This is a genomic window from Streptomyces shenzhenensis (assembly GCF_021462265.1).
Lineage (GTDB): Bacteria > Actinomycetota > Actinomycetes > Streptomycetales > Streptomycetaceae > Streptomyces > Streptomyces shenzhenensis.
Genome location: NZ_JAJONF010000011.1, coordinates 75,262 through 98,625, shown reverse-complemented (window position 1 = coordinate 98,625; position 23,364 = coordinate 75,262). Strand labels below are relative to the sequence as shown.

Below are 23,364 nucleotides of genomic sequence, written 5' to 3'. Positions count from 1 at the left end.
TCGGCGTCCCCCGATCATCCGGCTCGTCCGGACGCGAGCACCCCGGCAGAAGTATGACGGACGGTAGTTCTGCCGGGCGAACCGCCTGGGACGCGACGGCCGTTGCTGATCAACTGAGGTCAGGCGGCAGGACGCCTCCTCCCCGGCGGACGGAGTCCGGGCGGCCGATCCTCGACGGACGGAGCCGCCGGACCACGGACCCTGTGCGGACTGGGGACGGGCACCGACCACCCGCCGCCGAACCGCCACCGAAGACACGCGACAGACACGCGACGAGCACGAAACGGGGACACCTCTCATGAACAGCAGCCAGGAGCAGACCACCGGGATCTCCAGGCGGAGCGTCCTGGCGGCGGGTACGCCGACCGCCGCCGTGGCCTACCAGAGCGTCACCGAACTGCTGGAGTCCGCGCACGCCGGTCCCCGCGCATTCGTGTACGCCCTGCCGTCCGGCCGCACCGGCCGGGCAAGGGCGAACTGAGCAACCGCACCACTCCACCGGAACGTCCCCGGCCGACGGCACCAACCGCGGCCCCGAATCACTCACGGAACTCTCCATGAACCTTCTGCGTCACCACTCCATGCTGCTCGCCACCGCGGGCACGGCCCTTGCCCTGTCCCTCACCGCCTGTCAGAGCGACGCGCACACCAAGTCCACTTCCGGCGCCGCCTCTTCGGCGACCGGGAAGACGGCGGACGGCGGGCAGACCGATGCCGCCGGCGCGACGGGCTCGACCGGTCCGGCGCACTCGGCAGCGTCGAAGAGCCCGACGGACCGCACTGCCGGCGACAGCTCCGCGGGCTCGACCGGCGAGCAGGCGTCCGCCGGCACCCGGGTCTGCACCGCGCGGGACGTCACCGTCACCGCCGCCCCACAGGATGGCCCTCCCTACACCCACATCGTCCTCACGGCGAAGAACACCTCCGGACACTCCTGCCGGCTGGCCGGTGCGCCGCACATCCAGTTCCTGGAGAGCCACAAGCAGGACGTCCCGGCCGTCGCCAAGAGCAAGCCGGCCACGCCGGTCGTCCTCACGGCGGGAGCGCCCGCCTATGCCCTGGTGAAGCTGTCGGACGGCGGGGTCGACGAGGACAACGAACCCGTGTCGGCGTTCTCCGTCACGCTGGAGGGTGACTCCACGGTCATCGCCGTCACCGCGCCGGGCAGCAGCGGCGTCGCCGTCGACCCGGCGAAGGCCCTCACCGGCTACTGGACCCCCGAACTCCGCAACGGCGCGGACGACTTCTGAGTCACGCCGCGAACTCGACCCCAGCAGACCGGAGATGACCGTTGATCGTGCTGACGGTTTTCTGCTGGAGGTGCTCATCAAGGAGGACGTCCGCTGACGCCAGGCCCTCCAGGAAGCGGGCGAGCCTGGCGTCCCCGGCCTCGAACGCCACGAGGTTGTCGAAAGGTCTTCCGCAGACCAGTCCCCGGGATTACGGAAGACGTACCGCTCGATGCGGTCTCTCAGCGTCACCGGACGCATCCCGTTCAACAGCAGGCGCTCCAGTTGTGCCGGCCCGTGGGCCGACGACGGTGGTGAGCTGGAGTTTGGTCTCGTCCTCGCTGCCCGGCGCGGCGGTCATGATGACGATCTTGAGCTCGGTGTCGCCGTCGGTCAGGACATCGCAGTCCACCGTGACCGGGCCCACCGACGGGTGATCGACCGTCTTGCGGACCTCGCGGTTCGCGGTCACCTCTCCCTTCGCCCACAACTCGGCGAACCTCTCGTTGCCTGCGTTCAGGTCACGGACCAGCGCGGCCAGGCGACTGTCCCGGGGGAAGCGGCCGGTGGCGCGGCGCAGGTCGGAGACGAGGGCGGCGTCGGTGGTGTCGGGGTCCGTATCGGTGACCGGCCACAGCACGAGGGGGGGTGTGACCGGTGCCCACCGGGAACCTGTCGCGGGCGAAGTTGCGCATCCGCGGCGGCGAGGCCAAGGGGTCGCCCAGCAGGGCGGCCCACCCGTGGTTCCACCACACCAGTTGCCAGTCCGCCGCGAACACGGCAACCGGTACGTCTCCGAGGCGGACGAGCGCTCGTTGCATGCCGGGCGGGAGATGGTCGCAGATCGTGCCGTCCGCCGGCGGCACGATCTGGGCCAGCCGGTAGAGGTGGTCCCGCTCGGCGGTGGACAGCTGGAGGGCACGTGCCAGGGACGCCACCACCGACGCCGAGGGTGTCGTGGCCCGCCCCTGCTCCAGACGCACGACGTAGTCGACGGACACTCCGGCCAGGTCGGCGAGTTCCTCGCGCCGCAGCCCGACAGCCCGGCGCTTGCGGACGACCGGCAGCCCGGCGGCCGACGGGGGAAGCCGGTTCCGCCATGTGCGGATCGCCGCGCCCAGTCCGGCCCCGGGGGGTGTCCTCGTCATGCTCTTCATCCTCCTGCATCCCCGATCACATGCGGGGGCGCGAGGGTGGTACTGGTCTTCCCACCGTCGAAGCGTCCCTGGCCCGGCTCCGTCGTCCAGGCAACCATCGAAGGCATGACGATCACTTTCATCACCGGAGCCAACAAGGGCATCGGCCGCGAGACCGCCCGCCGCCTCGTCGCGTGCGGTCACACCGTTCTCCTGGGAGCCCGCGACCGTGAGCGGGGTGAAGAGGCAGCCGCCGCGCTGGGCGCACGCTTCGTCCCCGTCGACGTGACCGACGACGCGTCCGTGGCCGCCGCCGCCGCGGATGTCGCCGAGCACGAGGGCAGGATCGACGTCCTGATCAACAACGCGGGGGTACAGGGACCCTTCGGTGATCCCGGCGACCTCACCGCCGCGGACGCCCGCGCCGTCCTCGACGTCAACGTCATCGGCGTCGTCCGCACCACCACCGCGTTCCTGCCGCTGCTGCGCCGCTCGGACGACCCCGTGATCATCAACGTCAGCAGCGGCATGGGCTCTCTCGCCTTCACGCACGACCCCGGCCGGTCCGAGTCGCACGTCGTCGCGCCGCTGTACGCCTCCTCGAAGGCGGCGCTGACGATGTTGACCACGCAGTACGCCAAGGGGCTCAAGGGCATTCGCGTCAACGCCGCCGACCCCGGCTACACCGCGACCGACATCAACGGTCACAGCGGCTCCCAGACCCTCACCGAGGGCACGGACGCGATCGTCGCCCTCGCCACCGAGGAGCCCGGCGCCGGCACCGGACGCTTCATCGACCGCCATGGCGAGATCGCCTGGTCCTGACACCGGCGATGCCGGGTCACCGGCCCTGGAGAACAGAACGGGAAGAACATCGAGACCGGTTGGGCGGGAGAACCGCCGCTGCTACTGGCGTCGGCGGAATCTCCGGCAGAAAGGATCCTACGGCCGCGCTTCGCGGCCGGCCTGGGCGCCATTCGGTCGGCGGTTCCCGCGGCCAGCTGCCGGAGAGGTGCGCGGCCGTAGGCGCTCGCCCTGGGGCCCGAACATAATCAGGTACTCAACAGGCCCGCCGGAGCCGGCGTTCACCACCCCATGCGGGGTGCGGGTGTCGAACTCGGCAACGTCCCCGGCAGTCAGGACGAGGTCCTGGTCTCCGAGCGCGAGCCACAGCCGCCCGTACAGGACGCACAGCCACTCGTAGCCCTCGTGGGAGACCTGCCGCGGCCGCGCGGGCGGACCCTCGACAGCGGGCAGGACGTGCTTGTGGGCGTGCAGGCCGCCGACGTACCGGGTCAACGGCAGCACCGCCTTGTCATCCCCGAAGCTCAGCGGCGCCGTAGCGCGCGGCTCGGCCGCGGGGGCGGGCGCGGTGCCGGCCAGTTCGTCCAGGGAGACGCCGTACTCCTTCGACAGCTGCAGCAGCACCTCCAGAGTGGGCTTGCGCCGGCCGGTCTCGATCCGGGACAGCGTGCTGGTCGAGATGCCGGTCGCGCAGCTGACACCGGCGAGCGTCGCGCTGTGGTGCTCGCGCACGGCCCGCAACCGGGGCCCCATCGCTGCCAGCGTGCCGTCCACGTCGTCGACTGCCACCTTTCCCGCTCCTTCCTGCCGTGCCGCTCCACCGCTCTGTCCTGCGAGTTTGCCAGAAGGGCAAGGCTGATCGCGTCGGGCGGGCGCCTCGCCGCATGATCGATGGGTAGCCGCGTCCGCCCGTGAACGGAGGAGAAGCCCATGCAGCCCGAGCCGACCGCCGAGCTCCGCCACCGCACCGTCGAGGCCCCTGCCGGGCGCCTGCACCTGGTCGAGCAGGGCACCGGCCCGCTGGTCCTGCTCGTCCACGGCTTCCCCGAGTCCTGGTACTCCTGGCGCCGCCAGCTCCCGGCCCTCGCCGCGGCCGGCTACCGGGCGGTGGCGATCGATGTGCGCGGCTACGGCCGCTCCTCCAAGCCGGAGACGACCGACGCCTACCGGATGCTCGACCTGGTGGAGGACAACGTTGCCGTCGTGCGTGCCCTCGGCGAGGACAGCGCGGTGGTGGTCGGCCATGACTGGGGCGCCAACATTGCCTCCGCCTCGGCCCTGCTCCGTCCCGAGGTCTTCCGTGCCGTCGGCCTGCTGAGCGTCCCCTACGCGCCGCCCGGCGGCCCGCGCCCGACCGACATCTTCAGCCAGATCGGCAGCCCCGAGCAGGAGTTCTACGTCTCCTACTTTCAGAAGCCCGGCCGCGCCGAGGCGGAGATCGAGCCCGACGTCCGGGGCTGGCTCGCGGGCTTCTACGCGGCCCTGTCCGCCGACACCATGCCCGCCCAGGGCGAGCCCGACCCCCACTTCGTCGCCCGCGCCGGCGGCCGGCTGCGCGACCGCTTCCCCACAGGGGTCCTCCCGGCCTGGCTGAGCAAGGACGACCTCGACGTCTACGCCGGGGAGTTCGAGCGCACCGGCCTGACCGGCGCCCTCAACCGTTACCGCAATATGGACCGCGACTGGGAAGAACTCGCCCCGCACCGCGGAGCCCCGATCAAGCAGCCGTCCCTGTTCATCGGCGGCGCCCTGGACGCCTCCACCACCTGGATGTCCGACGCCATCGACGCCTACCCCACCACCCTCCCCGGCCTGTCGGCCTCCCACCTCTTGGACGCCTGCGGCCACTGGATCCAGCAGGAGCGCCCTGACGAGATCAACCGCCTGCTGACCGACTGGCTCGCCACCCTCCAGGGCTGAACCAGGCGGGCCACCTGGGCAGCTTGGCGGTTCGTTCGGGGTGGGCGGCGGTGACGTAGCGCATGGCGGTCTGCCCGGTGATGCCAGAGAGACGCATCAGCCTGAGCGGGTCGGCGCTTTCGGCCGCTTCGTTGAGGATGCGGTCTTGTCCCGGTGCGTGGTGGCAAAGGGAGCCCCTGTTCGATGAGCAGGGGCTTCTTCGTGTGCGGGGCATGACCGCGACGGCGTAGGGGCGGGCAGCGGACGGCTTGTTGTGGATCGAGGAGGGTGCGATGCCGTCCGTGCTGGGGTTGATGGAGCAGCGTGAGGCGCGGGCGAGACAGGATCTGGAGTCCCGGTGGACGGACGTGGCCAGAACGACGCCGTCGGCTGCCACCACGCGGGCCCGGAGCTCACGTCCGGCCGGGTGCGGGTGTTCACCGCCGGCGTCATAGGCGACGGTGTCAGTTGATCATCGCCAGTGCTCGGCGCGTGCCCACGCCTGCTGCGAAAGCTTGGCCGCTCGCTAACGCATTGCTGAAGAACTGCTGCGGCTGCCCTTAAACAGGCCCCCCTAAGGTTTTCGGTGTCTCCCGGCTCCGGCCTCCGCGGACTCCCCTGCCGCGGAGAGCGTCCGCCCACGACGCGGACAACCACCGCCGGGAGCATCGATCCCTGTGCTCCGGTGCGTGTCCGCGCACGGCATGTCGACGCATGTCGACGGGAGCCAGGAAGGCGCCACCGCGCCAGGAAGGAGGGGAGGAACAACAACCGACTGCTGTCGCCGGGTCGTAGCTCCCCCGTTTGCACCCGGCGACAGCGCCGGACCGCGCCCGGCGACGGCGATGTCCGCGCCGCGATCCGGATGATCCGAACAGGAAGATCCATGCATCCAACGAGCATCCTCCCTGCAGACCACGGCCCTTCGGTCCCCGGCAGACCCGTGCCCGCTCGTCCTCCCGAGCGCCGACGGCACCGTGCGGCGCCGAGAAGGAACCGCCTGTGGCCGGGCCGCCGGTTCAGGCCGGCCGCCCCCACGTACCGGCAGACCGTCCCGTATCCGCACGGCGCGGCGGGTCGGGCACCCGTCGTCGAGCACGCCGGCGGTTCCGGCGCCGCGTACGCCGCGGAGCCGGCTCTCGGCCACCATGCCGAGGGCAACCGGCAGTTCGTGGTGACCGGGTTCTGGTTGCTGCTGGTCGCGAGCGTGGCGTTGTGGTGGTTCGACACCCCCGCCGGGTCGATCACCGGCGAGGCCGCCGTATTCACCGCCGTCGGCCGGATCACCGGCATGGTCTCCGGCTTCCTCCTGCTCGCCCAGGTGCTGGTGGTGAGCCGGGTCGGCTGGCTGGAGGAGTGGGCGGGCGCGGATCACCTGATGGCCTGGCACCGGTGGCTCGGCCCCCTGGTACTGGTCACGGTGCTGGCACACACCGTGTTCGTCGTCTACGGCTACGCCCTGGCCGCCCGGACGTCCGTCGCCGCGCAGACCTGGTCGCTGCTGAACACCTCCGAGGACATGGCCGACGCGTTCGCCGCGACCGGCATTCTGGTGGCGGTCTCCTTCATGGCCGTCCGGGCCGTACGGCGGCGCATGCGCTACGAGACGTGGTACGTCCTGCACCTGACCACTTACGGGTCCCTCCTGCTCGGTTACGGGCACCAGTTCGCCTTCGGCGCGGACCTGCAGTCCCCGGTGGCCGGCGGTTACTGGAACGCGCTGTACGCCCTCGTGGTCGTCTGCCTGGTCTGGGGACGGGTCGTGGAACCGCTGTCACTGAACCTGCGGCACCAACTGCGCGTCGCCGCCGTGGTGCCGGAGGCGGACGGCATGTTCTCGGTCTACCTGCGGGGCCGGAAGCTGCACAAGCTGAAGGCCCGGCCGGGACAGTTCTTCCGCTGGCGCTTCCTCACCGGCGCGGACTGGTGGCAGTCCCATCCGTACTCCCTGTCCAGCGCTCCCAACCCCGAGTGGCTGAGGCTGACCGTCAATCCGGTCGGGGATCACACCTCCCGTCTGCGCTCCCTGAAGGTCGGCACCCGGGTCGTCGCGGCGGGACCCTTCGGCGCGTTCACCGCCGACCGGCGCCTGCGCAACCGGGTCCTGCTGATCGCAGGCGGCAGCGGAATCGCCCCTGTCCGTGCCGTCCTGGAGCGCATGCCGCCGTCCACCGTCCTGGTCTACCGGGCCGGCTCCCCTGAGGAGATCGTCTTCCGCGATGAACTGGACATTCTCGCCACGGAACGCGACTGCACGGTCCATTACGTCGTCGGCTCCCGCCACGACCCCGGGCCGGCCCGCCTGTTCAGCCCCGAGGGCCTGGTCGAGCTGGTGCCGGACGTGACGCTCCGGGACGTGTACCTGTGCGGGCCTCCGGGGCTGATCGCCGCCGCGCTGGGCGCCTTGGCGGAACTGCGGGTACCGCGCGGCCGCATCCACCTCGACCCGTTCGAGTTCTGATCCTTCCTGCTTCGAATCCCCCACTGTCACACCCCCCTTTCTTCGCCCTCTGGAGGAACACCATGCGCAAGTCCATCGCCGCGATCACGGGCACCATCGCCGGAACCGCACTGCTGACCGCGCTGAAGCTGGGCATCGCCCCGGTGGGAGCCGGCACCACCGTCACCAGCGAGCCGCCGGCGGCCGGCGGAGCAGTCGTGGGCGGCGCAGCCGCCCCCGCCCCCGCGAGCCCCCCGGCACCGACCTGCTCCGCGACGTTCAGGAACGCAGCGGCCGATGTGGCATCCACCGCACCTGCCAACTGGCGCACTGAGGAGGACGGCGGTGACGGCGAACGCACCGGTACCAGGGACGACGGCGAACGCACCGGTACCGGGGACGACGGCGAACGCAGCGGCACCGGGGACGACGGCCGCGAGAGCGAGCGAAAGGACGGAGACGACGCTCAGCGAGGGGGTGGGCAGGGGCCTGGTGCCTCCAACGGCGGTGCGGGCGGCACTTCCACCGGTCCGGCGTCCCCGGCCGCGCCCCCCTGCCCCTCCCCGTCCACGCCCCCCTGCTCCTGCTCTTCCCCTTCCGCGTCGGCGCCCGCGCCGTCCGCACCCGCGCCGTCCGCGCCGGCGCCGTCCAAGCCCGGCAGCCCCGCCACGCCGTCCAAGCCCGGCAGCGGACTGCGCGACGGCACCTTCAGGGGTGCGGCGTCGACGAACCAGTACGGCACGGTCCAGACCACGGTCAGCATCTCCGGCGGCCGCATCACCCAGGTCACCGCGACGTATCCCACCTCACCCGGGACGACAGCACAGATCAACGCGCGGGCCATACCGGCCCTGCGCAAGGAGGCGCTGGCGGCGCAGAGCGCGACCATCGACAGTGTGTCCGGGGCGACCTACACCAGCGGCTCCTACAAGAAGTCACTGCAGTCCGCCATCGACGCAGCGAGGGCATAGGACGGCCGCCGTGGGGCCACGGGCGGGGCAGCCCCACGGCGCCCACCGATGCCTCAACAAAAGGTACTTAATGCCATTCCTCAGTTGTCCGGCACCAGCAGCCTCTAGAGTTGTCGCCATTTCCGGCCCACGGGTACGCCACGGACCGGCTGTTGCGAGGCCGCCGGACAACCGCCGCGCGGTCAGGGAAACGGTCACTCACCTGGTCACCGAGGAGGAGTCCCGTGGTGCTCAAGCAGGCGCGCAACACGCTTCACACCTCCCCTTCGCCCGCCGAACTCGACGAGGCGACACAGTTGCGGCCGCACCGCCGCCCGAGGCCGGCACCGCCGTCCCACGGCCCTCGTGCCGGCGCCGCGGCGCCGGACATCCGGACCGCGCCGCGGCGGGGCCATGCGGCCGTGCGGCTCGGGCTGCGGGACAAGCCGAAGGCGGTCGCGAGCGCAGTGGTCGCACTGCTCGCGGTGGGCGGTTTCCTGTTCGCCATGTCGCTGTTCGACAGCAGCCTTTCGCTCTCGTCCGGGGATCCCCAGGGACCGGGAACCGTGCCGATCAATCTGCCGCCCGGTTTCACCAGGCCGCCGCTCACGCCGTCGGCCACCGCGGGGCCGCCCGCGGAACCCCCGAAGGGGTCCGGCGGTTCCCCTTCGGCGGCGGCCCAGGGGGTGCTCCGGGAAGGTGACAGCGGGCAGCTGGTGCGCGAACTCCAGTCACTCCTGCACCAGATATCCGGCCTGTACGGGGCAGGCAGCGGCGAGACCGACGGCCGCTACGACGCCGGCGTCGCCCAGGCCGTCGCCCGCTTCCAGAGTGCGGTCGGGATCAGCGGCGAGACCCCCGGGGTGTACGGCCCCGTGACCCAGTACGCCTTGGAGACCCGTGTCCGGCAACAAGCCGTCAGCCCCGCCCCGAGTCAGCCCGAAACCCGAGATCATGAACACGAAGAGGGAGAAGAGCACGCGTAACCGCATCGGACTCCCCGAGGCAGGAGGCATGTTCCGTGACTGCTGTGAAACTCCCGACCGCCGATACGGACTTGTGCCAGCCTAACGCCATGCGGCTACTACTCGTCGAGGACGACGACCGGATAGCGGGTCCGCTGACCGAAGGGCTGGCCCGCTACGGATTCACCGTGGAGCTGGCCCGAACCGCGGCCGCCGCCCTCGCTGCGGCCCCGGTCGATCTCGTCCTGCTGGACCTCGGCCTGCCCGACATGGACGGCATCGACGTCTGCAAGGCCCTGCGCTCGCGCTCCGACGTCCCCATCATCATGATCACGGCGCGGACCGACGAGGCCGACCGTGTCGTCGGCCTCGAACTCGGCGCGGACGACTACCTCTCCAAGCCGTTCGGCACACGGGAGTTGGTCGCCCGGGTCCGTGCCGTCACCCGGCGGACCCAGGCCGCAGGCAGACAGGGCGGTCCCGCCGCCGACCGAGTGGCCGGGACGGCGGGCGCACCCGCCTCCTGGGCAGGACAGGCCGACTCCGCCCAGCGCGTCGGCCCCATGACCATCGACCGCAGGACCCACCGGGTCGAGCTGTACGGCAGGCAGATCGCCCTGGCTCCCAAGGAGTTCGACGTCCTCGAGTACCTCGCGCAGGACCCCGGAGCGCTCTGTTCGCGGCAGCAGATCATGGACACCGTGTGGGACCCGCACTACTTCGGCCCGACCAGGACCCTGGACGTGCACGTGTCCGCGCTCCGTCGCAAGCTCGGCGACCCGGCGTGGATCGAGACCGTACGCGGCGTCGGATTCCGCCTGATCGACCCGACAGGCGGCGCCACGTGACCCGCCGCTTGTTGGTCAGCCACCTCAGCCTGGTGCTGATGGCCCTGCTCGCCCTGGAACTTCCACTCGGATACGTGTACGCGAGGGGGGAGCTGAACCGTTTCTCCGCCGCCGTCGACCGTGACTCGGTGATACTCGCGGAACTCGCCGAGGAGATCATCGATGCGCGCAAGACCGACATGCTCCCGGCCCTGGCCGCCGACTACGCGGTCCGCTCCGGCGGCCGCGTCGTCATCGTCGACGCGAAGGGCACCGTACTCGCCGACTCCGGCGCGGCCGCCGGCCTGGGCCGCAACCTGGCCCAGGAGCCCGACATCGCCGCCGCCCTGCGCGACCGGTCCGACACCGGCACTCGTCGCGACGCCGCCACCGGCGCCGAGCAGTTCTACGCCACGATGCCCGCCTGGTCGGGCACCGCGGTCCGCGGCGCGGTGCGCCTCAGCCATCCGACCGGGGTCCTGCGCGGGCACATCCACGAGGTCTGGCTCGCTCTCGCCATCGGCGGGGCCTGCATCCTGGCCGCCACGGCGCTGACGGCGCTCGCCCTCACCCGCTGGATCACCCGCCCCCTGCACGCCCTGGAACGTGCGGCCGCACAGTTCGCCGACGGCCACTTCACGCAGCCACCGGTCACCGACGACGGTCCTCCCGAACTACGCAGGCTCGCTGCCACGTTCACCCGTACCGCCACCCGGCTCCACCATCTGCTGCACACCCAGAAGTCCTTCGCCTCCGAAGCCTCGCACCAGCTCAAGACCCCGCTCACGGCGCTGCGCCTACGGCTGGAGAACTTCGAGCCGTACCTCGATCCGCGCGCCCACGACAGCCTGGACGAGGCCATCGGCGAGGTCGAACGCCTGAGCCGCATGATCCACGGCCTGCTGGCCCTCGCCCGTCTGGAGAACAGCGCCACCACACCGGAACTGGTCGAACTCGATGCCGTCATCGCCGACCGCGCTGCCACCTGGGCCCCGTTCGCCGCCGAGCAGCAGGTCTGCATCGCCGTGGTCGGGCACCCCGTCGGCCCGGTCGTGGCCATCTCCGGCGCACTCGAGCAGATCATCGACAACCTGCTCGCCAACGCTCTGCGTGTCGCGCCGCCCGGGACGTCCCTCACCCTTGCGCGGCTCCGTACCGAGGGCGGTATCGAACTGCACGTCATCGATCAGGGCCCCGGCATGACCGCGACCGAGCGTGAACGCGCCTTCGACCGGTTCTGGCGGGCTCCCGGCACCCACAGCGACGGCTCCGGCCTGGGCCTGCCCATCGTGCGCGGGCTCGCCCGGGCGGGCGGCGGCGACGTCACCCTTCACGAGGCGCCGGGCGGCGGCGTCGACGCCGTCGTCCGGCTGCAGCCGGCGGCAACGGCCAGAGGCCGGTTTCATACTCCCCGCCCCCGGACGGTTCCGCGGTTCCCACCGAGTCCCGTACGCCCGCCGGAGGCGGCCGTGAACATCGCCGAGGCACGAGTGCCCGGCGGCAGTGACGTGTGGATGTAGGTGCCACCGAACCCCCCACATGGCTGGCGAGCATGAGGATCGCTGAGGTCCTTGCGGCGACGTGGGTCTTCACGGTGGACTCGCCGAGGGTGAGAACCTCGGCGGGTTCAGCCGTCGGCCACAAGGTCACCATGCTGGTCACAGCCCTCTACGAGTGGCTGTGACCAGCATTTTCGCGGCTTTCCTCAGTCGTCGCGGCCGGCGTCGTCGTCGGCGTGGTGGTGGCGGTCGTCGGAGTCGTGGCGATCGGCGCCGGGCGCGCGACTGTCGTCCCGACCGTCCGAGCCGTTGGAGCGGTCGTCGGAGTCGTCACGGCCGGCGCCGGGCGCGCGACTGTCGTCCCGACCGTCCGAGCCGTTGGAGCGGTCGTCGGAGTCGTCACGGCCGGCGCCAGGCGCGCGACTGTCGTCCCGACCGCCGCTGTCGGTGGCCGAGACGTGAACGCTCGACTGCTTGAGCGGGGCCTTGTCGCCACCGCCCGACAGTGCGATCGCGGTGGCGGTGCTTCCGCCGACCAGGGTTGCCGCGGCGATCGCGATGACGACGATGTTCGGCTTCATGGTTTCCCTCCGGTAATAGGGCTCGTTGCGAGGGCTCCACTGTGCTGCCGGGCACCTGAACCCCACCTGAAGTCACCTGAAGCGTCCTTCAGCTTCGTTCTGCCACCCTGTGCGCATGCGTCTGTTGATAGTGGAGGACGAGAAGCGGCTCGCGCTCTCTCTCGCCAAGGGCCTGACCGCGGAGGGCCTCGCCGTGGACGTGGTGCACAACGGCCTCGCGGGTCTGCACCGGGCCTCCGAGGGCTCCTACGACCTCGTGGTCCTCGACATCATGCTGCCCGGCATGAACGGCTACCGGGTCTGCGACGCCCTGCGGGCCGCCGGCAACGACGTGCCGATTCTGATGCTGACCGCCAAGGACGGCGAGTACGACGAAGCCGAGGGGCTGGACACGGGGGCAGACGACTATCTGACCAAGCCGTTCTCCTACGTCGTGCTGCTGGCCAGAATCAGGGCGCTGCTCCGGCGGCGCGGTGCGGCCGGCGGGTCGCCGGTGATAGTGGCGGGCGGGCTCAGAGTGGACACCGCCGCCCGCCGGGTACAGCTCGACGGCAACGAGATCTCCCTGACCGCCAAGGAGTTCAGCGTCCTGGAGCAGCTGGCGCTGCGAGTGGGTGAGATCGTCGGCAAGGGAGAGATCCTGGAGCACGTGTGGGATTTCGCCTTCGAAGGCGATCCGAACATCGTCGAGGTCTACATCAGCAACCTGCGGCGGAAACTGGGTGCCGGCCGTATCGTCACCGTGCGGGGCGCCGGATACCGGTTGGAGGGGAGATGACGGGGCTCTTCCGTCTCGTCGGCTCGGTACGCGCCCGAGCCACCCTCGGCGCGACCCTGGTCGTCGCGGTCGCGCTGATCGCGGCAGGCGCCGCGGTGCTCGGCTCGCTGCGGTCGAGCCTGACGTCGCAGGCGGATTCCTCGGCGCAGTCCGCCGCGCGCGAGGTCGCCGTCAACCTGGGGCTGGGCCATCGGCTCGAGCAGCTCGAGCTCGGGGACGGCAGCGAGCACCCGATCCAGGTCGTCGACGCGGACGGTCGGCTGCGAGCGGCCAGCGAGGCGCTGCAGAGGATCACCGGTACCGGTGTCACCGCGGTCAGGGCGGACCTTCCGAAGACGACCCCCTCGCCCGCGCCCGGTGACGGCAAGGGTGAGGGGCGGGAGGAAGACGAGCCCCAGGAGGACAAGGCCGAGTACGGGACGGCCGCGCCCGGACGGGTCAGGGACGGCCACTCCTTCGCGACGGGCACCGCGACCGTCCTCGGGCGGACCTCCGGCTACCGTTTCGCCACGGCCCAGGTGGACACGAAGGCCTACGGCACCCTCACCATCCACGCCGGCGCCCTGCGCGACGCCGAGCAGCGGGCAGTGTCCACCGCGACGGCCGTGATGCTGGTCGGCCTTCCCGTGCTCCTCCTCGTGGTCGGGGCCGTGACGTGGCTGGTCACCCGTCGGGCCTTGCGTCCGGTCGAGTCGATCCGTGCCGAGATGGCGGCGATCACCGCCTCCGAGGACCTGAGCCGCCGGGTGCCCGAGTCCCGCTCGGGCGACGAGGTGGCCCGGCTCGCATGGACGACGAACGAGACCCTGGCCGCGCTGGAGGCCTCGGTCGGACGTCAGCGGCAGTTCGTCGCCGACGCCTCGCACGAACTGCGCAGTCCGATCGCATCCCTGCGCACCCAGCTGGAAGTCGGCTCGGCCCACCCCGGCCTGCTGGACCTCGACGGCGCGGTGGCGGACACCGTACGGCTCCAGCGGCTCGCCACCGATCTGCTGCTGCTGGCCCGGCTGGACGCGGGTGGGCCGAGCACGGACAGGCGGGTGAAGCTGGACTCGCTGGTGCGCGAGGAACTCCGGCAGCGGGCGGCGCGGGACACCATCGCGGTCCACGCCACCGTGGCGGAAGGCGTCGACGTGGTGGGATCGGGCGGGCAGTTGGCGCGGGTCCTGGCCAACCTGGTCGACAACGCCCAGCGCCATGCCCGCACGCGGATCGACGTCACCCTCGCGAGGGAGGCGACGACGGCCGTGTTGCGGGTCGCGGACGACGGCGACGGCGTGCCGGACAACCAACGTGAGCGGATCTTCGAACGCTTTGTCCGCCTCGACGACGCACGCAGCCGGGATGACGGCGGCGCGGGGCTCGGACTCGCCATCGCCCGTGATGTCGCCGAGCGGCACGGCGGAACGCTGACGGTGTGCACGTCCGCACTCGGCGGCGCCCTGTTCGAGCTGCGACTGCCCGGTCTCAGGGCCGTACAGGGCTCATGAAGGCCTGGACGGGCGGCGCCTCTGCGGCCGTTTTCGCGGGCCAGGAAGTCTAGGGCCTTTATCGAAAGCGGCTCGCGGGACTTGGTGCCTCGATACGGGTCAGGTGGCTTGGTCGTGTCGTCGGGCGCCCGCGGCGAGAAGCATGGCGATCGTTTCGGGGTAGGGCCCGGTCATCGCCCATTCGAGCGGGGACCGGCCCGTGCCGTGGTCTTCGCGGAGATCGGGGTCGGCGCCGTGGGCGAGGAGTGCACGCACCGTCTCGGTATGGCCCCAGCATGCGGCCGCGCACAGGCGCGTGCCTTTCGCGCCACGTCCGCTCTCGGTGCCGGGCAAGGCTCCGGCTGCCAGCAGACGCTTCGGCCCCGCCCACGAACTCGGCGTGCGCACCGGGGGCGAGACGGTGCTCGAGGACCTGCCGGCCGACCTCGCGCCCCGAGACGAGCGGTGCGGCGCGGGCGATCCCTGCTCCGTGCCGGGGGCGGCCCCCACGTCTTCCCCGCCGGACGCGGCTGGTCCGGTCGGGCGGCTGCCTGCTGAACCATGCGGGCTCGGTGTTGCGGAGGGAGCGCGAGCAGGTCAGTCGGGCTCCTCGAGTCGTGTCGCTCGCAGGTGCCGCTGCCCCGACGGACCGGCCGGTGCCGGCCTCGGTCCGGCCGTCGGCGGGTGCAGCGGCAGCACCATCCGGAGCAACGAGCCGCCTGGCCGCTCGGACACCACGGTGAGGCCACCGCCATGACCCTCGACGACGGCGCGCACGATCGCCAGGCCGAGCCCGGTGCCGGGGCGCCCCGACGACTGCGGTGGGCCGCTCCCGTCGTCGGCCCGCGACCGGGCGAAGCCGATGCCCGTGTCCTCCACCTCGACCACGGCGCCGCTGTGGGTCGCGCGACAGCGCAGCACTATGGCGTCGCCCTCCACGGTGAATTTCACGGCGTTCTCCACCAAGGCGTCGAGGGCGGCCTCGAGCCGGGCCTCGTCGCCTTCCATGAGGACGGAGGGCGCGTCCAGGATCCAGTCACGGTCCGAGGCCGGCCGCCACCGCTGGGCGGTCCGCTGCAGGAGAGAGCCGAGGTCGACGGGGGACCGCTCGAATTCGGCGGACTCGTAGGCGTCGGCCAGGACGAGGAGCCGCCCGGCGAGGCCGCCGAGCTTGTCCAACTCGTCGACCACGACATCGAGGTCCTCCTTGCTCTCCGGAGTCGGCAGCTCGTTCCGGACCATCTCCGCGTAGCAGCGGGCCACCGTGATCGGCGTACGCATCTCGTGCGAGCAGTTGCGGACGAACAACTCCTTGACCTCCTGCGCGCGACGCTCGCGCTCGACAAGGCTCTGTGTCTCCGCGAGGGCAGCGGCCCGTCGGCGTACGTGCCAGACCATGGCGAGGAACACCAGCGCCATCAGCGGCACCTCGGCGAGTTCGTCCCACGCGGCGTGGCCCTGCGCCACGAACCCGCCCAGCACGGTACCCGTGACCAGGATGACCGCGGTCAGCACCACGGCCATGCGGCGGGCCGACCAGTTCTGGACGCCGTAGACGATGGACATGCTGATCCACACCAGGTGGAATGCCACGGTCTCGAGGCCGGGCACGACGAGCAGCAGCAGCTGGCTGCACGCGACGAACAGCACCCAGCCGGCGAAGACCAGACGCGGGTGCTCAGCCGGCACTGAACGCGTACCCGACATTGCGCACCGTCTCGATGACCGACCGGGGCACCTTGCCCCGGATCCTGCGGACCGTCGCGTCGACCACGTTGCTCCCGGGACCGTCGGCATAGCCCCAGACGCTCGCGAGGAGCTCACGTCGGCTGCACACCTCCCCCGCTCGCCGCATGAGGTGGCCGAGCAACATGAACTCGCGGTGCGACAGGGGCACGTTCTCGCCATTGAGCCTGAGCGCCTGCCGCTCGAGATCGAGGGTGACCTCCCCGACGCGGAGCCACCGCTGGGAAATGCTGGTGGCGGGCGCACGGAGCCGGGTGCGGACACGCTCCACCAGCTCCGCGGTCGCGAAGGGCTTGCCGAGGACGTCGACGGCCCCGATCTGCAGGCAGCGGACCCGGGTGGCGACGTCCATCACGGCGGACAGGACGAGGACCCGCTGCTCGGGTCGCCGGTCGAAGGCGCGCTGCATCACCTCGAAGCCGTCGAACCCCGGCAGCATGAGGTCGAGCACGATCAGGTCGAACTCGTCGTCTCGCAGGTGGCGTACGGCCTCCGGGCCGGACCCTGTGCTGTCGACGACGTGACTGTCCGCTTCGAGTGTGCGTGTGAGGTAGGCGCGGAGCCGCGCCTCGTCCTCGACGACCAACAGCCGAGCCATGGTGGCTACTACCTCCCCGACCGCGCACCCGACAGCGCCCCCTCTGGGCTGTCATCTGCGCCTTTCACGGGATCTTTATAAATCCCACACCTGAACTTCCATAGGAGATCTCGGAAAGATGTCTGGATCGACTCGATCCGGCGCCCGCCGAAGGCCGCCGAGACGATGTTCCGTGAGCAGTGCGCCGGGCAACGATGCGGCCGCGCCGGTGCCCCGCGCAGTCCGGCCGCGCGACGCCTCGTCATGACAGCTTGATGAGAGGCTCGTCATCTTTGCCCATGTCGTCGGCGGTCGGCCGGAGACTCGTCGCGCGGCCCCGCGGGCCGCGCCACCGATCGGTGGCAAGGGCTGGTGCCCACGTTCTCGTCGCCTCTCCGTGGGCCAGGCAGGTCAGACCCAAGCTCGCAGGCGGCGGGTCACCAAGGGGAGGGAGAAGGCATGTTCACCCGACAGGCGATGAGACCGTTGGGGAAACTGGGACGCCGCGCCGTCGCGTTGATCGGCGCCGGGGCGGTGATGGCGGGGTTGGCGGTCGTCTCGGGTCTGCCGCCGTCGCCGGTCCAGCAGGCGCAGGCGGCCGCCGCAACCGGGCCGAGCAGCCCGACGGACGAGACGAAGGTCCCGCACTACTTCGGCCCGTGGCCGAACTGGGCCAACAGCCCGCTGACCCTGTCGAAGGCCCGTGTGACCATCACGCCCACCGCGATGCCGGTGGGAAACGCCTTGGCCGAGCGGTTATACGCGACCGACTATGCGACGCCGCCGGGCGAACTCGGGCCGGTGTTCGTCGTGCTGACCGGATCTCCGCTTCCCGACGGAACTCTCAAGAGCTTCCAGACCTGGAACCAGGTCAAGCCGGGAGGGAGCCCCTCGGCATCCGAGGGAGGCCTCTTCCACGCCTACGTCCTGCGGCCGGCGGGCGCACCGGACACGTACACCGTCGTGGCCGACAGCGGGCTGCAGACGGTGCCCAAGCCGACCGCCACGGCCGGAGAGGTCGCGACGTACAACGTCCCCGATGTCGCCGTGCGGGCCGGCGACGTCATCGGTTTCTACGGTCAGGGCATCCCGCTCGACACCGGTCTCGCCTCCCACACCGACACCTTCATGTACCCGGCCGGCGTCGACAGCTCCACCTCTCCGCCGGCCAACGTGGCCCCGAAGCAGGGCGGCACGGTCGCGTTGGGCTCGACCGACTACCCGCTCTACCCGACCCAGGACCGGCAGTACTCCTTCGGGGCACAGGTGACCCCCGCCGGGACCGGCGCCGAGGCGACGGCCACGGTGGACCCGCAGACCGGCGGCATCGCCGGCATCGACGTGACCGCCCCGGGGCACGGCTACGTCGCCGGCGCGACGTCGGTCACCGTCGACGGTGGCACCACGGCGGCGACCGCGGAGGCCACCGTCAAATCGACCGGGGCCGTGGTCGACCTCAAGGTCGGCGCGAACGGCAGCGGCTACGGCGGCTTCGCGGTCGACATCACCGGCGGTGGCGGCAGCGGTGCCGCCGCCACGGCCTCCGGCGGGGTGGACGCCGTGACGATCGCTGACGGCGGGTCGGGCTACACCATGCCCACGGTGGACTTCGACCTCCCCGACGACCCGAACGGCACCGTGGCCAAGGGACACGTCGACCCGGCCGACCTCACGGCCGACGGCAGTGTCACGAAGGTGATCGTCGACGATCCGGGCAGCGGCTACGGCAGCGCGCCCGGCGTCGCGATCCACAACGGGACGCTGGCCGACCCGATCCCCGGCGCGACGGAGTCGAAGGCCTCCAGCAGCCTGAAACTCGTGGGCCTCACGGTGGACAGGATCGGCTCCGGCTACACCGGAACGCCCGATGTCACCATCAGCGACCCGACAGGCAAGGGAGGCACCGGGGCGGCGGCGAAGGCCGTGACGGACACCGGCGCGATCAGTGCGGTCAAGGTCACCGACCCGGGGGCCGGCTACCTCTCGGCCGGGATGAAGAAGTTCCAGGACGAGCTGCCGGTCACCTGCGACCCCAAGGCGGACGGCACGGGCTGCCCCGACGTGGCACAGCTGCAGGCGCCGTCGACGAAGCCGTCGGAGAAGTTCATCCCCTTGGCGGTGCCGGAGACCCTCACCACCAGCGGCAAGCCGGCCGACGAATACGTCATCGGTCTCGTGCAGTACCTCACCCGGTTCTCCTCGGACCTGCCGCCGACCCTGGTGCGGGGCTACGTCCAGCTGTCGACGGACGCCGTGCCCGGACGGAAGGTCCCGCTCTACAACGAGCTGATGGACGGCACCAGGCAACCGCTGCCGTACACGGGCGTGACCTCACCGCAGTGGATGGGCCCACTCATCGCCGCGACCAAGGACCGGCCGGTGCGGATCGTGTTCCGCAACCTGCTCCCGAAGGGCGCCGACGGCGATCTGTTCCTGCCGGTCGACAGCACCGGCATGGGCTCCGGCATGGGCCCGATGGCGATGCCCGCACCGAAGAACGACGGCACCGTCACGGACGAGGTGCGCAATCCGGGGTGCACGAACGACAAGGCCGGCTGCTTCCCGGACAACCGGGCCACGTTGCACCTGCACGGCGGCATCACGCCGTGGATCAGCGACGGCACCCCGCACCAGTGGATCACCCCGGCCGGCGAGACCACGGACTGGCCGCAGGGCGTCAGCGTGCAGAACGTGCCGGACATGGTGGACGGCACCGGGGCGACGCTCTGCGCCGCGAAGGACGACGGCTGCTCGACGTTCTACTACACCAACCAGCAGAGCGCCCGGCTGATGTTCTACCACGACCACTCCTACGGCATCACCCGGCTCAACGTGTACGCAGGCGAGGCCGCGGGCTACACCATCACCGACGACACGGAGAAGTCGCTGATCCGCGGCGGCACGATCCCCGACGCGGGTGACACCGTCCCGCTGCTCGTCCAGGACCGCACGTTCGTGCCGGACGACGCCCAGCTCAAGGACCGGAAGGACGCCGACGGCAAGACCACCTCCTATGGCCAGGACCCCACCTGGAACACGAAGCGCTGGGGCACCAAGGGCAGCTTCTGGTACCACCACGTCTACATGCCCGCGCAGAACCCGGGCGACCCGTCGGGCATGAGCGCGTACGGACGCTGGATGTACGGGCCGTGGTTCTGGCCGCCGTCCGGCACCGCCAAGTACGGGCCGATCGCCAACCCGTACTACGACCCGAAGTGCAAGCTGGACGTCCCGTCGACCTGGCAGTACCAGACCGACCCGTTCTGCGAGCCGGAGCAGATCCCCGGTACGCCGAACATCTCGATGGGCATGGAACAGTTCAACGACACACCCATCGTCAACGGGGTCGCCTATCCGAAGGTGACGCTCCAGCCGAAGACCTACCGGATGCGGCTGCTCAACGCCGCGAACGACCGGTTCTTCAACTTCCAGTGGTACACCGCCGATCCGAAGCAGGGCGACGGCACGACCGAGGTGGCGCTGAAGCCGGGCGAGCTGGCGGCGGCGCAGACCGACCCGACCGTCTCGCCCACCCCGGTGGATGCGAACAACGACCTCGCCGGGCCGGACTGGATCCAGATCGCCAACGAGGGCGGCTTCCTGCCCGCACCGGCGGTCATCGACGGCCAGCAGCCGACGACCTGGATCACCGACCCGACGCGCTTCGACGTCGGCAACGTGGACAAGCACTCGCTGGCGCTCGCACCGGCCGAGCGGGCCGACGTGCTGGTGGACTTCTCGAAGTTCGCCGGCAAGACGCTCATCCTGTACAACGACGCACCCGCGGCCTACCCGGCACGCATCCCGTCGTACGACTACTACACGGGCGCACCCGACCTCAGCCCGGCCGGCGCACCGAAGATCCTGCCGGGGTACGGGCCCAACACCCGCACCGTGATGCAGGTGACCATCGCGGACACGGCGCCGGCTCCGGCGTTCGACCTGGCAAAGCTGCGGGCCGCCTTCCGGCACCATGCGGACGGCTCGGGCGTCTTCGAGTCCGGGCAGAACCCGGCGATCGTCGGGCAGGCGGCCTACAACTCGGCGTACGGCACGACCTTCGCCGCCAGCAGCAACTGCAATGTCGCCAACACGTCCGTGAACACCTGTGACGGCCTGGTCCGGGTGAACGACACGTCGGCGTTCGGCTTCAACACGCTCAAGGCACCGAACACCAAGATGTCGATGCCCCTGCAGCCGAAGGCCATCCACGACGAGATGAACGCGACCGCGTTCGACGACTTCGGCCGGATGCAGGCCAACCTCGGCGTCGAGGCGCAGCCACCGACACCGGGCGCGCAGAACGTGACGTTGTACCCGTACATCAACCCGCAGACCGAACTGATCGACGGCACCGACCTGCCCAAGGGAGATGTGAAGGTCACGCCCATCAGTACCAACGCGGACGGGACCCAGATCTGGCGGTTCACCCACAACGGGGTGGACACCCACCCGATCCACTTCCACCTGTACGACGTCCAGGTGCTCAATCGGGTGACCTGGGACAACATCGTCATCCGACCGGACGCCAACGAACTCGGGTGGAAGGACACGGTGCGGATGAGCCCGCTGGAGGACACGATCGTCGCGCTGCGGCCGGTCGTGCCGACGGTGCCCTTCGAAGTGCCGAACTCCATCCGGCCTCTCGACCCGGCGATGCCACTCGGTGACACCTCGATGTTCAACAACATCGATCCGCAGGGCAACCCGACGGCAGCCATCACCAACAAGCTGGTGAACTTCGGCTGGGAGTACGTCATCCACTGTCACATCCTCAGCCACGAGGAGATGGACATGATGCGTCCCGCGTCGCTGGCGCTGCCCCCGTTGAAGGCGAGCGGGCTCTCGTCGGATGTCGTGGGCACGGGCACGAGCGCTCGGATCCGGCTGACGTGGCAGGACAACTCGGTCAACGAGACCTCCTTCGTCGTCCAGCGGTCGAGCGACGGCACCACGTGGGCCGACGTCGGCACGGTGGCCTCGCCACTGGACCAGCCGAACATCCACGAGGCCCGCTCCTTCGTCGACCCGACGGCATCGACGGCCACGCCGTACCTCTACCGGGTCGTCGCGCTCAACACGGTCGGATACGGCAGCGAGTTCCCGAGCATGACGGTGAAGTCGGTGTCGGACCCGCTCGGCCTCAACGGTCCGCTGCCTCCGACGGGCCTGAGCGCCGCGCTGCGGTCCGGGAAGAGGGTCGGCCTCACCTGGCGGGACAACTCGACCAACGAGTCCGGGTTCGTCATCGAGCGGTCCACGGACAACGGTGTGACGTTCAAGCAGGTCGGCAAGGTCCCGGCCCGCGCCAAGACCGGAAAGGTCACGTTCGTGGACGGCACCGTCGGACCGGGGTCGGCCTACCAGTACCGGGTCTCGGCAACGAACGTCGCCGGGCGCAGAACGACGCGTCCCCTCACGGTTCAGGTGTCGGTGCGCTCACCACGGTGACCACGGGGGGAAGGAGCCGGGCAGCGGCTGAGTGACCACGCACGACAGGAGGGCGGGCCCCGGCCCGCCCTCCACCGCACGCCGTCAAGGACGTGTCTGTTCCGCCTGCCAGGTGAGCCAGCCGCCGTCGGGGTTGCGCACGTTGCGTCCGTGTCGGGTCAGGATGCGGGCGGCCGTCAGACCGCAGTCCGGCGTGGCAGTAGACGACTGCGGGACGGCCGATGGGAATCTCGTCGAGGCGGGCGCGCAACTCGTCGACGGGGACGTGCAGGGAGCCGGGGATGCCTCCCGCCTCGTGCTCGGTACAGGTGCGGACGTCGACGCGCACGGCCCCGTCGCGTACCGCCCGGTCGAGTTCGTGCCACTGGACGATGGCGGTCGTTCCGCTGGACTGGTCGTCGGTGACGCATCCGAGCATGTTGACGGGGTCACCGCACCACCGTGACCCGGCTGGTCGGCGCGGTCCTGGCCGAGCAGAACGACGAGTGGACCGCGGCGCCTGCCACCTCACTCCCGACGGCAGCGAACCGATCCTGCTCTTCCAGGGCGACATCGCCCTCCTGCCCTCCGGCATCGGACACGCCGTCTCCGATGCCGGAGAGCGCCCGGTGCGGCCGTTCGGGGAGATCTTCGGCGGGACACTGGAGGGAATGTCCCCCGCCGGTCTGATCGTCGAGGGGGGAGGGCCCGCTCAAGGCCCTGCTGTGCGCGGTGGCGGATGACGGCCGCCGCCCGGCTGGCGCGCGAGGGCCGGGTGCCGCTGCGCCGCACCGCTCATGAGGTGGGATACGACTCGGAGTTCGCCTTCGCCCGCGCGTTCAAGCGCGTCGTCGGCCGGGCCCCGGCCGCTACCGTACCGAACATCGGAAGAAGGGCTGATGCCGTCGAATGTCAGGTCGCTTGAAGCACACCCTGGCATGCGCACCCGCCTCGGCACCGCATCCCTCGGAACTGGCGGCCCACGCCGGGTGGTGGGTCGCCGGGCTCCGCCCGCACGGCGGACTACCGGCCGG

21 protein-coding genes and 3 pseudogenes are annotated in these 23,364 nt (G+C 70.9%); 15 read left to right on the top strand and 9 right to left on the bottom strand.

The annotated features are described in order from the left end of the window. Positions 1 to 298 precede the first annotated feature (298 nt). Entirely contained in the window at positions 299 to 481 is a 183-nt protein-coding gene (locus LQ326_RS16960; RefSeq protein WP_234537496.1) for a hypothetical protein, read from the top strand. Positions 482 to 557: 76 nt separating this feature from the next. Continuing rightward, positions 558 to 1,250 carry a DUF4232 domain-containing protein gene (locus LQ326_RS16955; protein ID WP_234537494.1) on the top strand — a complete coding sequence of 231 codons (693 nt, stop codon included), beginning with the start codon at positions 558 to 560 and terminating at the stop codon, positions 1,248 to 1,250. A gap of 1 nt (position 1,251) precedes the next feature. Here LQ326_RS16955 and LQ326_RS16950 read toward each other — a convergent pair whose 3' ends face one another. Continuing rightward, a complete protein-coding gene (locus LQ326_RS16950) occupies positions 1,252 to 1,401 on the bottom strand; it encodes an AbiJ-related protein (RefSeq protein WP_234537491.1) in 150 nt (49 codons plus the stop codon). A gap of 39 nt (positions 1,402 to 1,440) precedes the next feature. Further along, positions 1,441 to 2,386 (bottom strand): annotated as a pseudogene (locus tag LQ326_RS48695) (helix-turn-helix transcriptional regulator). Between the two features lie 105 nt (positions 2,387 to 2,491). Here LQ326_RS48695 and LQ326_RS16940 point away from each other — a divergent pair. Then, the gene (locus LQ326_RS16940; protein ID WP_234537489.1) at positions 2,492 to 3,190 is read left to right on the top strand and encodes an SDR family NAD(P)-dependent oxidoreductase; all 699 of its coding nucleotides are present in this window, start codon (positions 2,492 to 2,494) and stop codon (positions 3,188 to 3,190) included. Between the two features lie 117 nt (positions 3,191 to 3,307). Here LQ326_RS16940 and LQ326_RS16935 read toward each other — a convergent pair whose 3' ends face one another. Continuing rightward, on the bottom strand, positions 3,308 to 3,958 hold the full coding sequence (locus tag LQ326_RS16935) for a helix-turn-helix domain-containing protein (RefSeq protein WP_234537486.1): 651 nt from the start codon (positions 3,956 to 3,958) through the stop codon (positions 3,308 to 3,310). Between the two features lie 141 nt (positions 3,959 to 4,099). Here LQ326_RS16935 and LQ326_RS16930 point away from each other — a divergent pair, with 141 nt between their 5' ends. Further along, positions 4,100 to 5,089, top strand: a complete 990-nt coding sequence (locus tag LQ326_RS16930; protein ID WP_234537483.1) for an alpha/beta fold hydrolase — start codon at positions 4,100 to 4,102, stop codon at positions 5,087 to 5,089. Here LQ326_RS16930 and LQ326_RS48690 read toward each other — a convergent pair. After that, positions 5,046 to 5,237: pseudogene (locus tag LQ326_RS48690) on the bottom strand (hypothetical protein); the annotation flags it as partial. The gene LQ326_RS16930 and the pseudogene LQ326_RS48690 overlap by 44 nt on opposite strands. 774 nt (positions 5,238 to 6,011) lie before the next feature. On the opposite strand from LQ326_RS48690, the gene LQ326_RS16925 reads away from it, so the two are divergent. The 6 genes from LQ326_RS16925 (at position 6,012) to LQ326_RS47905 (ending at position 11,934) form a co-directional block, all read left to right on the top strand. After that, on the top strand, positions 6,012 to 7,529 hold the full coding sequence (locus LQ326_RS16925; protein WP_234537480.1) for a ferredoxin reductase family protein: 1,518 nt from the start codon (positions 6,012 to 6,014) through the stop codon (positions 7,527 to 7,529). Between the two features lie 62 nt (positions 7,530 to 7,591). Further along, positions 7,592 to 8,479 carry an FMN-binding protein gene (locus LQ326_RS16920; protein ID WP_234537478.1) on the top strand — a complete coding sequence of 296 codons (888 nt, stop codon included), beginning with the start codon at positions 7,592 to 7,594 and terminating at the stop codon, positions 8,477 to 8,479. A gap of 224 nt (positions 8,480 to 8,703) precedes the next feature. Next, complete coding sequence (locus LQ326_RS48320) at positions 8,704 to 9,444, top strand: peptidoglycan-binding domain-containing protein (RefSeq protein WP_234537477.1); 741 nt, start codon at positions 8,704 to 8,706, stop codon at positions 9,442 to 9,444. An 89-nt stretch (positions 9,445 to 9,533) separates the two neighbouring features. Further along, entirely contained in the window at positions 9,534 to 10,271 is a 738-nt protein-coding gene (locus LQ326_RS16910) for a response regulator transcription factor (protein WP_234537475.1), read from the top strand. Further along, the gene (locus LQ326_RS16905; RefSeq protein ID WP_234537474.1) at positions 10,268 to 11,770 is read left to right on the top strand and encodes a sensor histidine kinase; all 1,503 of its coding nucleotides are present in this window, start codon (positions 10,268 to 10,270) and stop codon (positions 11,768 to 11,770) included. The genes LQ326_RS16910 and LQ326_RS16905 overlap by 4 nt, the downstream gene beginning before the upstream one ends. A 32-nt stretch (positions 11,771 to 11,802) precedes the next feature. After that, on the top strand, positions 11,803 to 11,934 hold the full coding sequence (locus LQ326_RS47905) for a hypothetical protein (RefSeq protein WP_268207181.1): 132 nt from the start codon (positions 11,803 to 11,805) through the stop codon (positions 11,932 to 11,934). Positions 11,935 to 11,955: 21 nt separating this feature from the next. On the opposite strand, the gene LQ326_RS16900 is transcribed toward LQ326_RS47905, so the two are convergent. After that, positions 11,956 to 12,330, bottom strand: a complete 375-nt coding sequence (locus LQ326_RS16900; protein WP_234537473.1) for a hypothetical protein — start codon at positions 12,328 to 12,330, stop codon at positions 11,956 to 11,958. A 115-nt stretch (positions 12,331 to 12,445) separates the two neighbouring features. Here LQ326_RS16900 and LQ326_RS16895 point away from each other — a divergent pair, with 115 nt between their 5' ends. Next, positions 12,446 to 13,108 (top strand): response regulator transcription factor, encoded by a 663-nt coding sequence (locus LQ326_RS16895; protein ID WP_234537471.1) that lies wholly within the window; start codon positions 12,446 to 12,448, stop codon positions 13,106 to 13,108. Beyond that, positions 13,105 to 14,598: a sensor histidine kinase gene (locus LQ326_RS16890; protein WP_234537469.1), complete on the top strand. Its 1,494-nt coding sequence runs from the start codon at positions 13,105 to 13,107 to the stop codon at positions 14,596 to 14,598. Before LQ326_RS16895 ends, LQ326_RS16890 begins: the two co-directional genes overlap by 4 nt. Positions 14,599 to 14,697: 99 nt before the next feature. Here LQ326_RS16890 and LQ326_RS16885 read toward each other — a convergent pair whose 3' ends face one another. The 3 genes from LQ326_RS16885 to LQ326_RS16875 all read right to left on the bottom strand — a co-directional run bounded on the left by LQ326_RS16885 (position 14,698) and on the right by LQ326_RS16875 (position 16,921). After that, entirely contained in the window at positions 14,698 to 15,087 is a 390-nt protein-coding gene (locus tag LQ326_RS16885) for an ankyrin repeat domain-containing protein (protein WP_372496876.1), read from the bottom strand. A gap of 87 nt (positions 15,088 to 15,174) precedes the next feature. After that, positions 15,175 to 16,266 carry a sensor histidine kinase gene (locus LQ326_RS16880; RefSeq protein ID WP_234537466.1) on the bottom strand — a complete coding sequence of 364 codons (1,092 nt, stop codon included), beginning with the start codon at positions 16,264 to 16,266 and terminating at the stop codon, positions 15,175 to 15,177. After that, a complete protein-coding gene (locus tag LQ326_RS16875; RefSeq protein ID WP_234537464.1) occupies positions 16,256 to 16,921 on the bottom strand; it encodes a response regulator transcription factor in 666 nt (221 codons plus the stop codon). The genes LQ326_RS16880 and LQ326_RS16875 overlap by 11 nt, the downstream gene beginning before the upstream one ends. A gap of 438 nt (positions 16,922 to 17,359) precedes the next feature. Here LQ326_RS16875 and LQ326_RS16870 point away from each other — a divergent pair, with 438 nt between their 5' ends. Next, positions 17,360 to 22,351, top strand: a complete 4,992-nt coding sequence (locus LQ326_RS16870; protein WP_234537462.1) for a multicopper oxidase domain-containing protein — start codon at positions 17,360 to 17,362, stop codon at positions 22,349 to 22,351. On the opposite strand, the gene LQ326_RS48685 is transcribed toward LQ326_RS16870, so the two are convergent. Then, complete coding sequence (locus LQ326_RS48685) at positions 22,317 to 22,769, bottom strand: rhodanese-like domain-containing protein (protein ID WP_372496874.1); 453 nt, start codon at positions 22,767 to 22,769, stop codon at positions 22,317 to 22,319. The genes LQ326_RS16870 and LQ326_RS48685 overlap by 35 nt on opposite strands. Between LQ326_RS48685 and LQ326_RS16860 the strand changes: the two genes are divergently transcribed. Further along, positions 22,723 to 23,073, top strand: a complete 351-nt coding sequence (locus LQ326_RS16860) for a cupin domain-containing protein (RefSeq protein WP_434056950.1) — start codon at positions 22,723 to 22,725, stop codon at positions 23,071 to 23,073. The two genes, LQ326_RS48685 and LQ326_RS16860, sit on opposite strands and share 47 nt — an antisense overlap. Then, a pseudogene (locus LQ326_RS49140) lies at positions 23,064 to 23,255 on the top strand (helix-turn-helix domain-containing protein); the annotation flags it as partial. The gene LQ326_RS16860 and the pseudogene LQ326_RS49140, both read left to right, overlap by 10 nt. Between the last annotated feature and the right edge of the window lie 109 nt (positions 23,256 to 23,364).

Excerpts from the sequence above, each read along its gene's own strand:
- LQ326_RS16960 (WP_234537496.1), top strand. The coding sequence starts at position 299 with ATGAACAGCAGCCAGGAGCAGACCACCGGGATCTCCAGGCGGAGCGTC.
- LQ326_RS16955 (WP_234537494.1), top strand. The coding sequence starts at position 558 with ATGAACCTTCTGCGTCACCACTCCATGCTGCTCGCCACCGCGGGCACG.
- LQ326_RS16940 (WP_234537489.1), top strand. The coding sequence starts at position 2,492 with ATGACGATCACTTTCATCACCGGAGCCAACAAGGGCATCGGCCGCGAG.
- LQ326_RS16930 (WP_234537483.1), top strand. The coding sequence starts at position 4,100 with ATGCAGCCCGAGCCGACCGCCGAGCTCCGCCACCGCACCGTCGAGGCC.
- LQ326_RS16920 (WP_234537478.1), top strand. The coding sequence starts at position 7,592 with ATGCGCAAGTCCATCGCCGCGATCACGGGCACCATCGCCGGAACCGCA.
- LQ326_RS16910 (WP_234537475.1), top strand. The coding sequence starts at position 9,534 with ATGCGGCTACTACTCGTCGAGGACGACGACCGGATAGCGGGTCCGCTG.
- LQ326_RS47905 (WP_268207181.1), top strand. The coding sequence starts at position 11,803 with ATGAGGATCGCTGAGGTCCTTGCGGCGACGTGGGTCTTCACGGTGGAC.
- LQ326_RS16900 (WP_234537473.1), bottom strand. The coding sequence starts at position 12,330 with ATGAAGCCGAACATCGTCGTCATCGCGATCGCCGCGGCAACCCTGGTC.
- LQ326_RS16895 (WP_234537471.1), top strand. The coding sequence starts at position 12,446 with ATGCGTCTGTTGATAGTGGAGGACGAGAAGCGGCTCGCGCTCTCTCTC.
- LQ326_RS16890 (WP_234537469.1), top strand. The coding sequence starts at position 13,105 with ATGACGGGGCTCTTCCGTCTCGTCGGCTCGGTACGCGCCCGAGCCACC.
- LQ326_RS16875 (WP_234537464.1), bottom strand. The coding sequence starts at position 16,921 with ATGGCTCGGCTGTTGGTCGTCGAGGACGAGGCGCGGCTCCGCGCCTAC.
- LQ326_RS16870 (WP_234537462.1), top strand. The coding sequence starts at position 17,360 with ATGTTCACCCGACAGGCGATGAGACCGTTGGGGAAACTGGGACGCCGC.
- LQ326_RS16860 (WP_434056950.1), top strand. The coding sequence starts at position 22,723 with ATGGCGGTCGTTCCGCTGGACTGGTCGTCGGTGACGCATCCGAGCATG.
- LQ326_RS48685 (WP_372496874.1), bottom strand. The coding sequence starts at position 22,769 with ATGCTCGGATGCGTCACCGACGACCAGTCCAGCGGAACGACCGCCATC.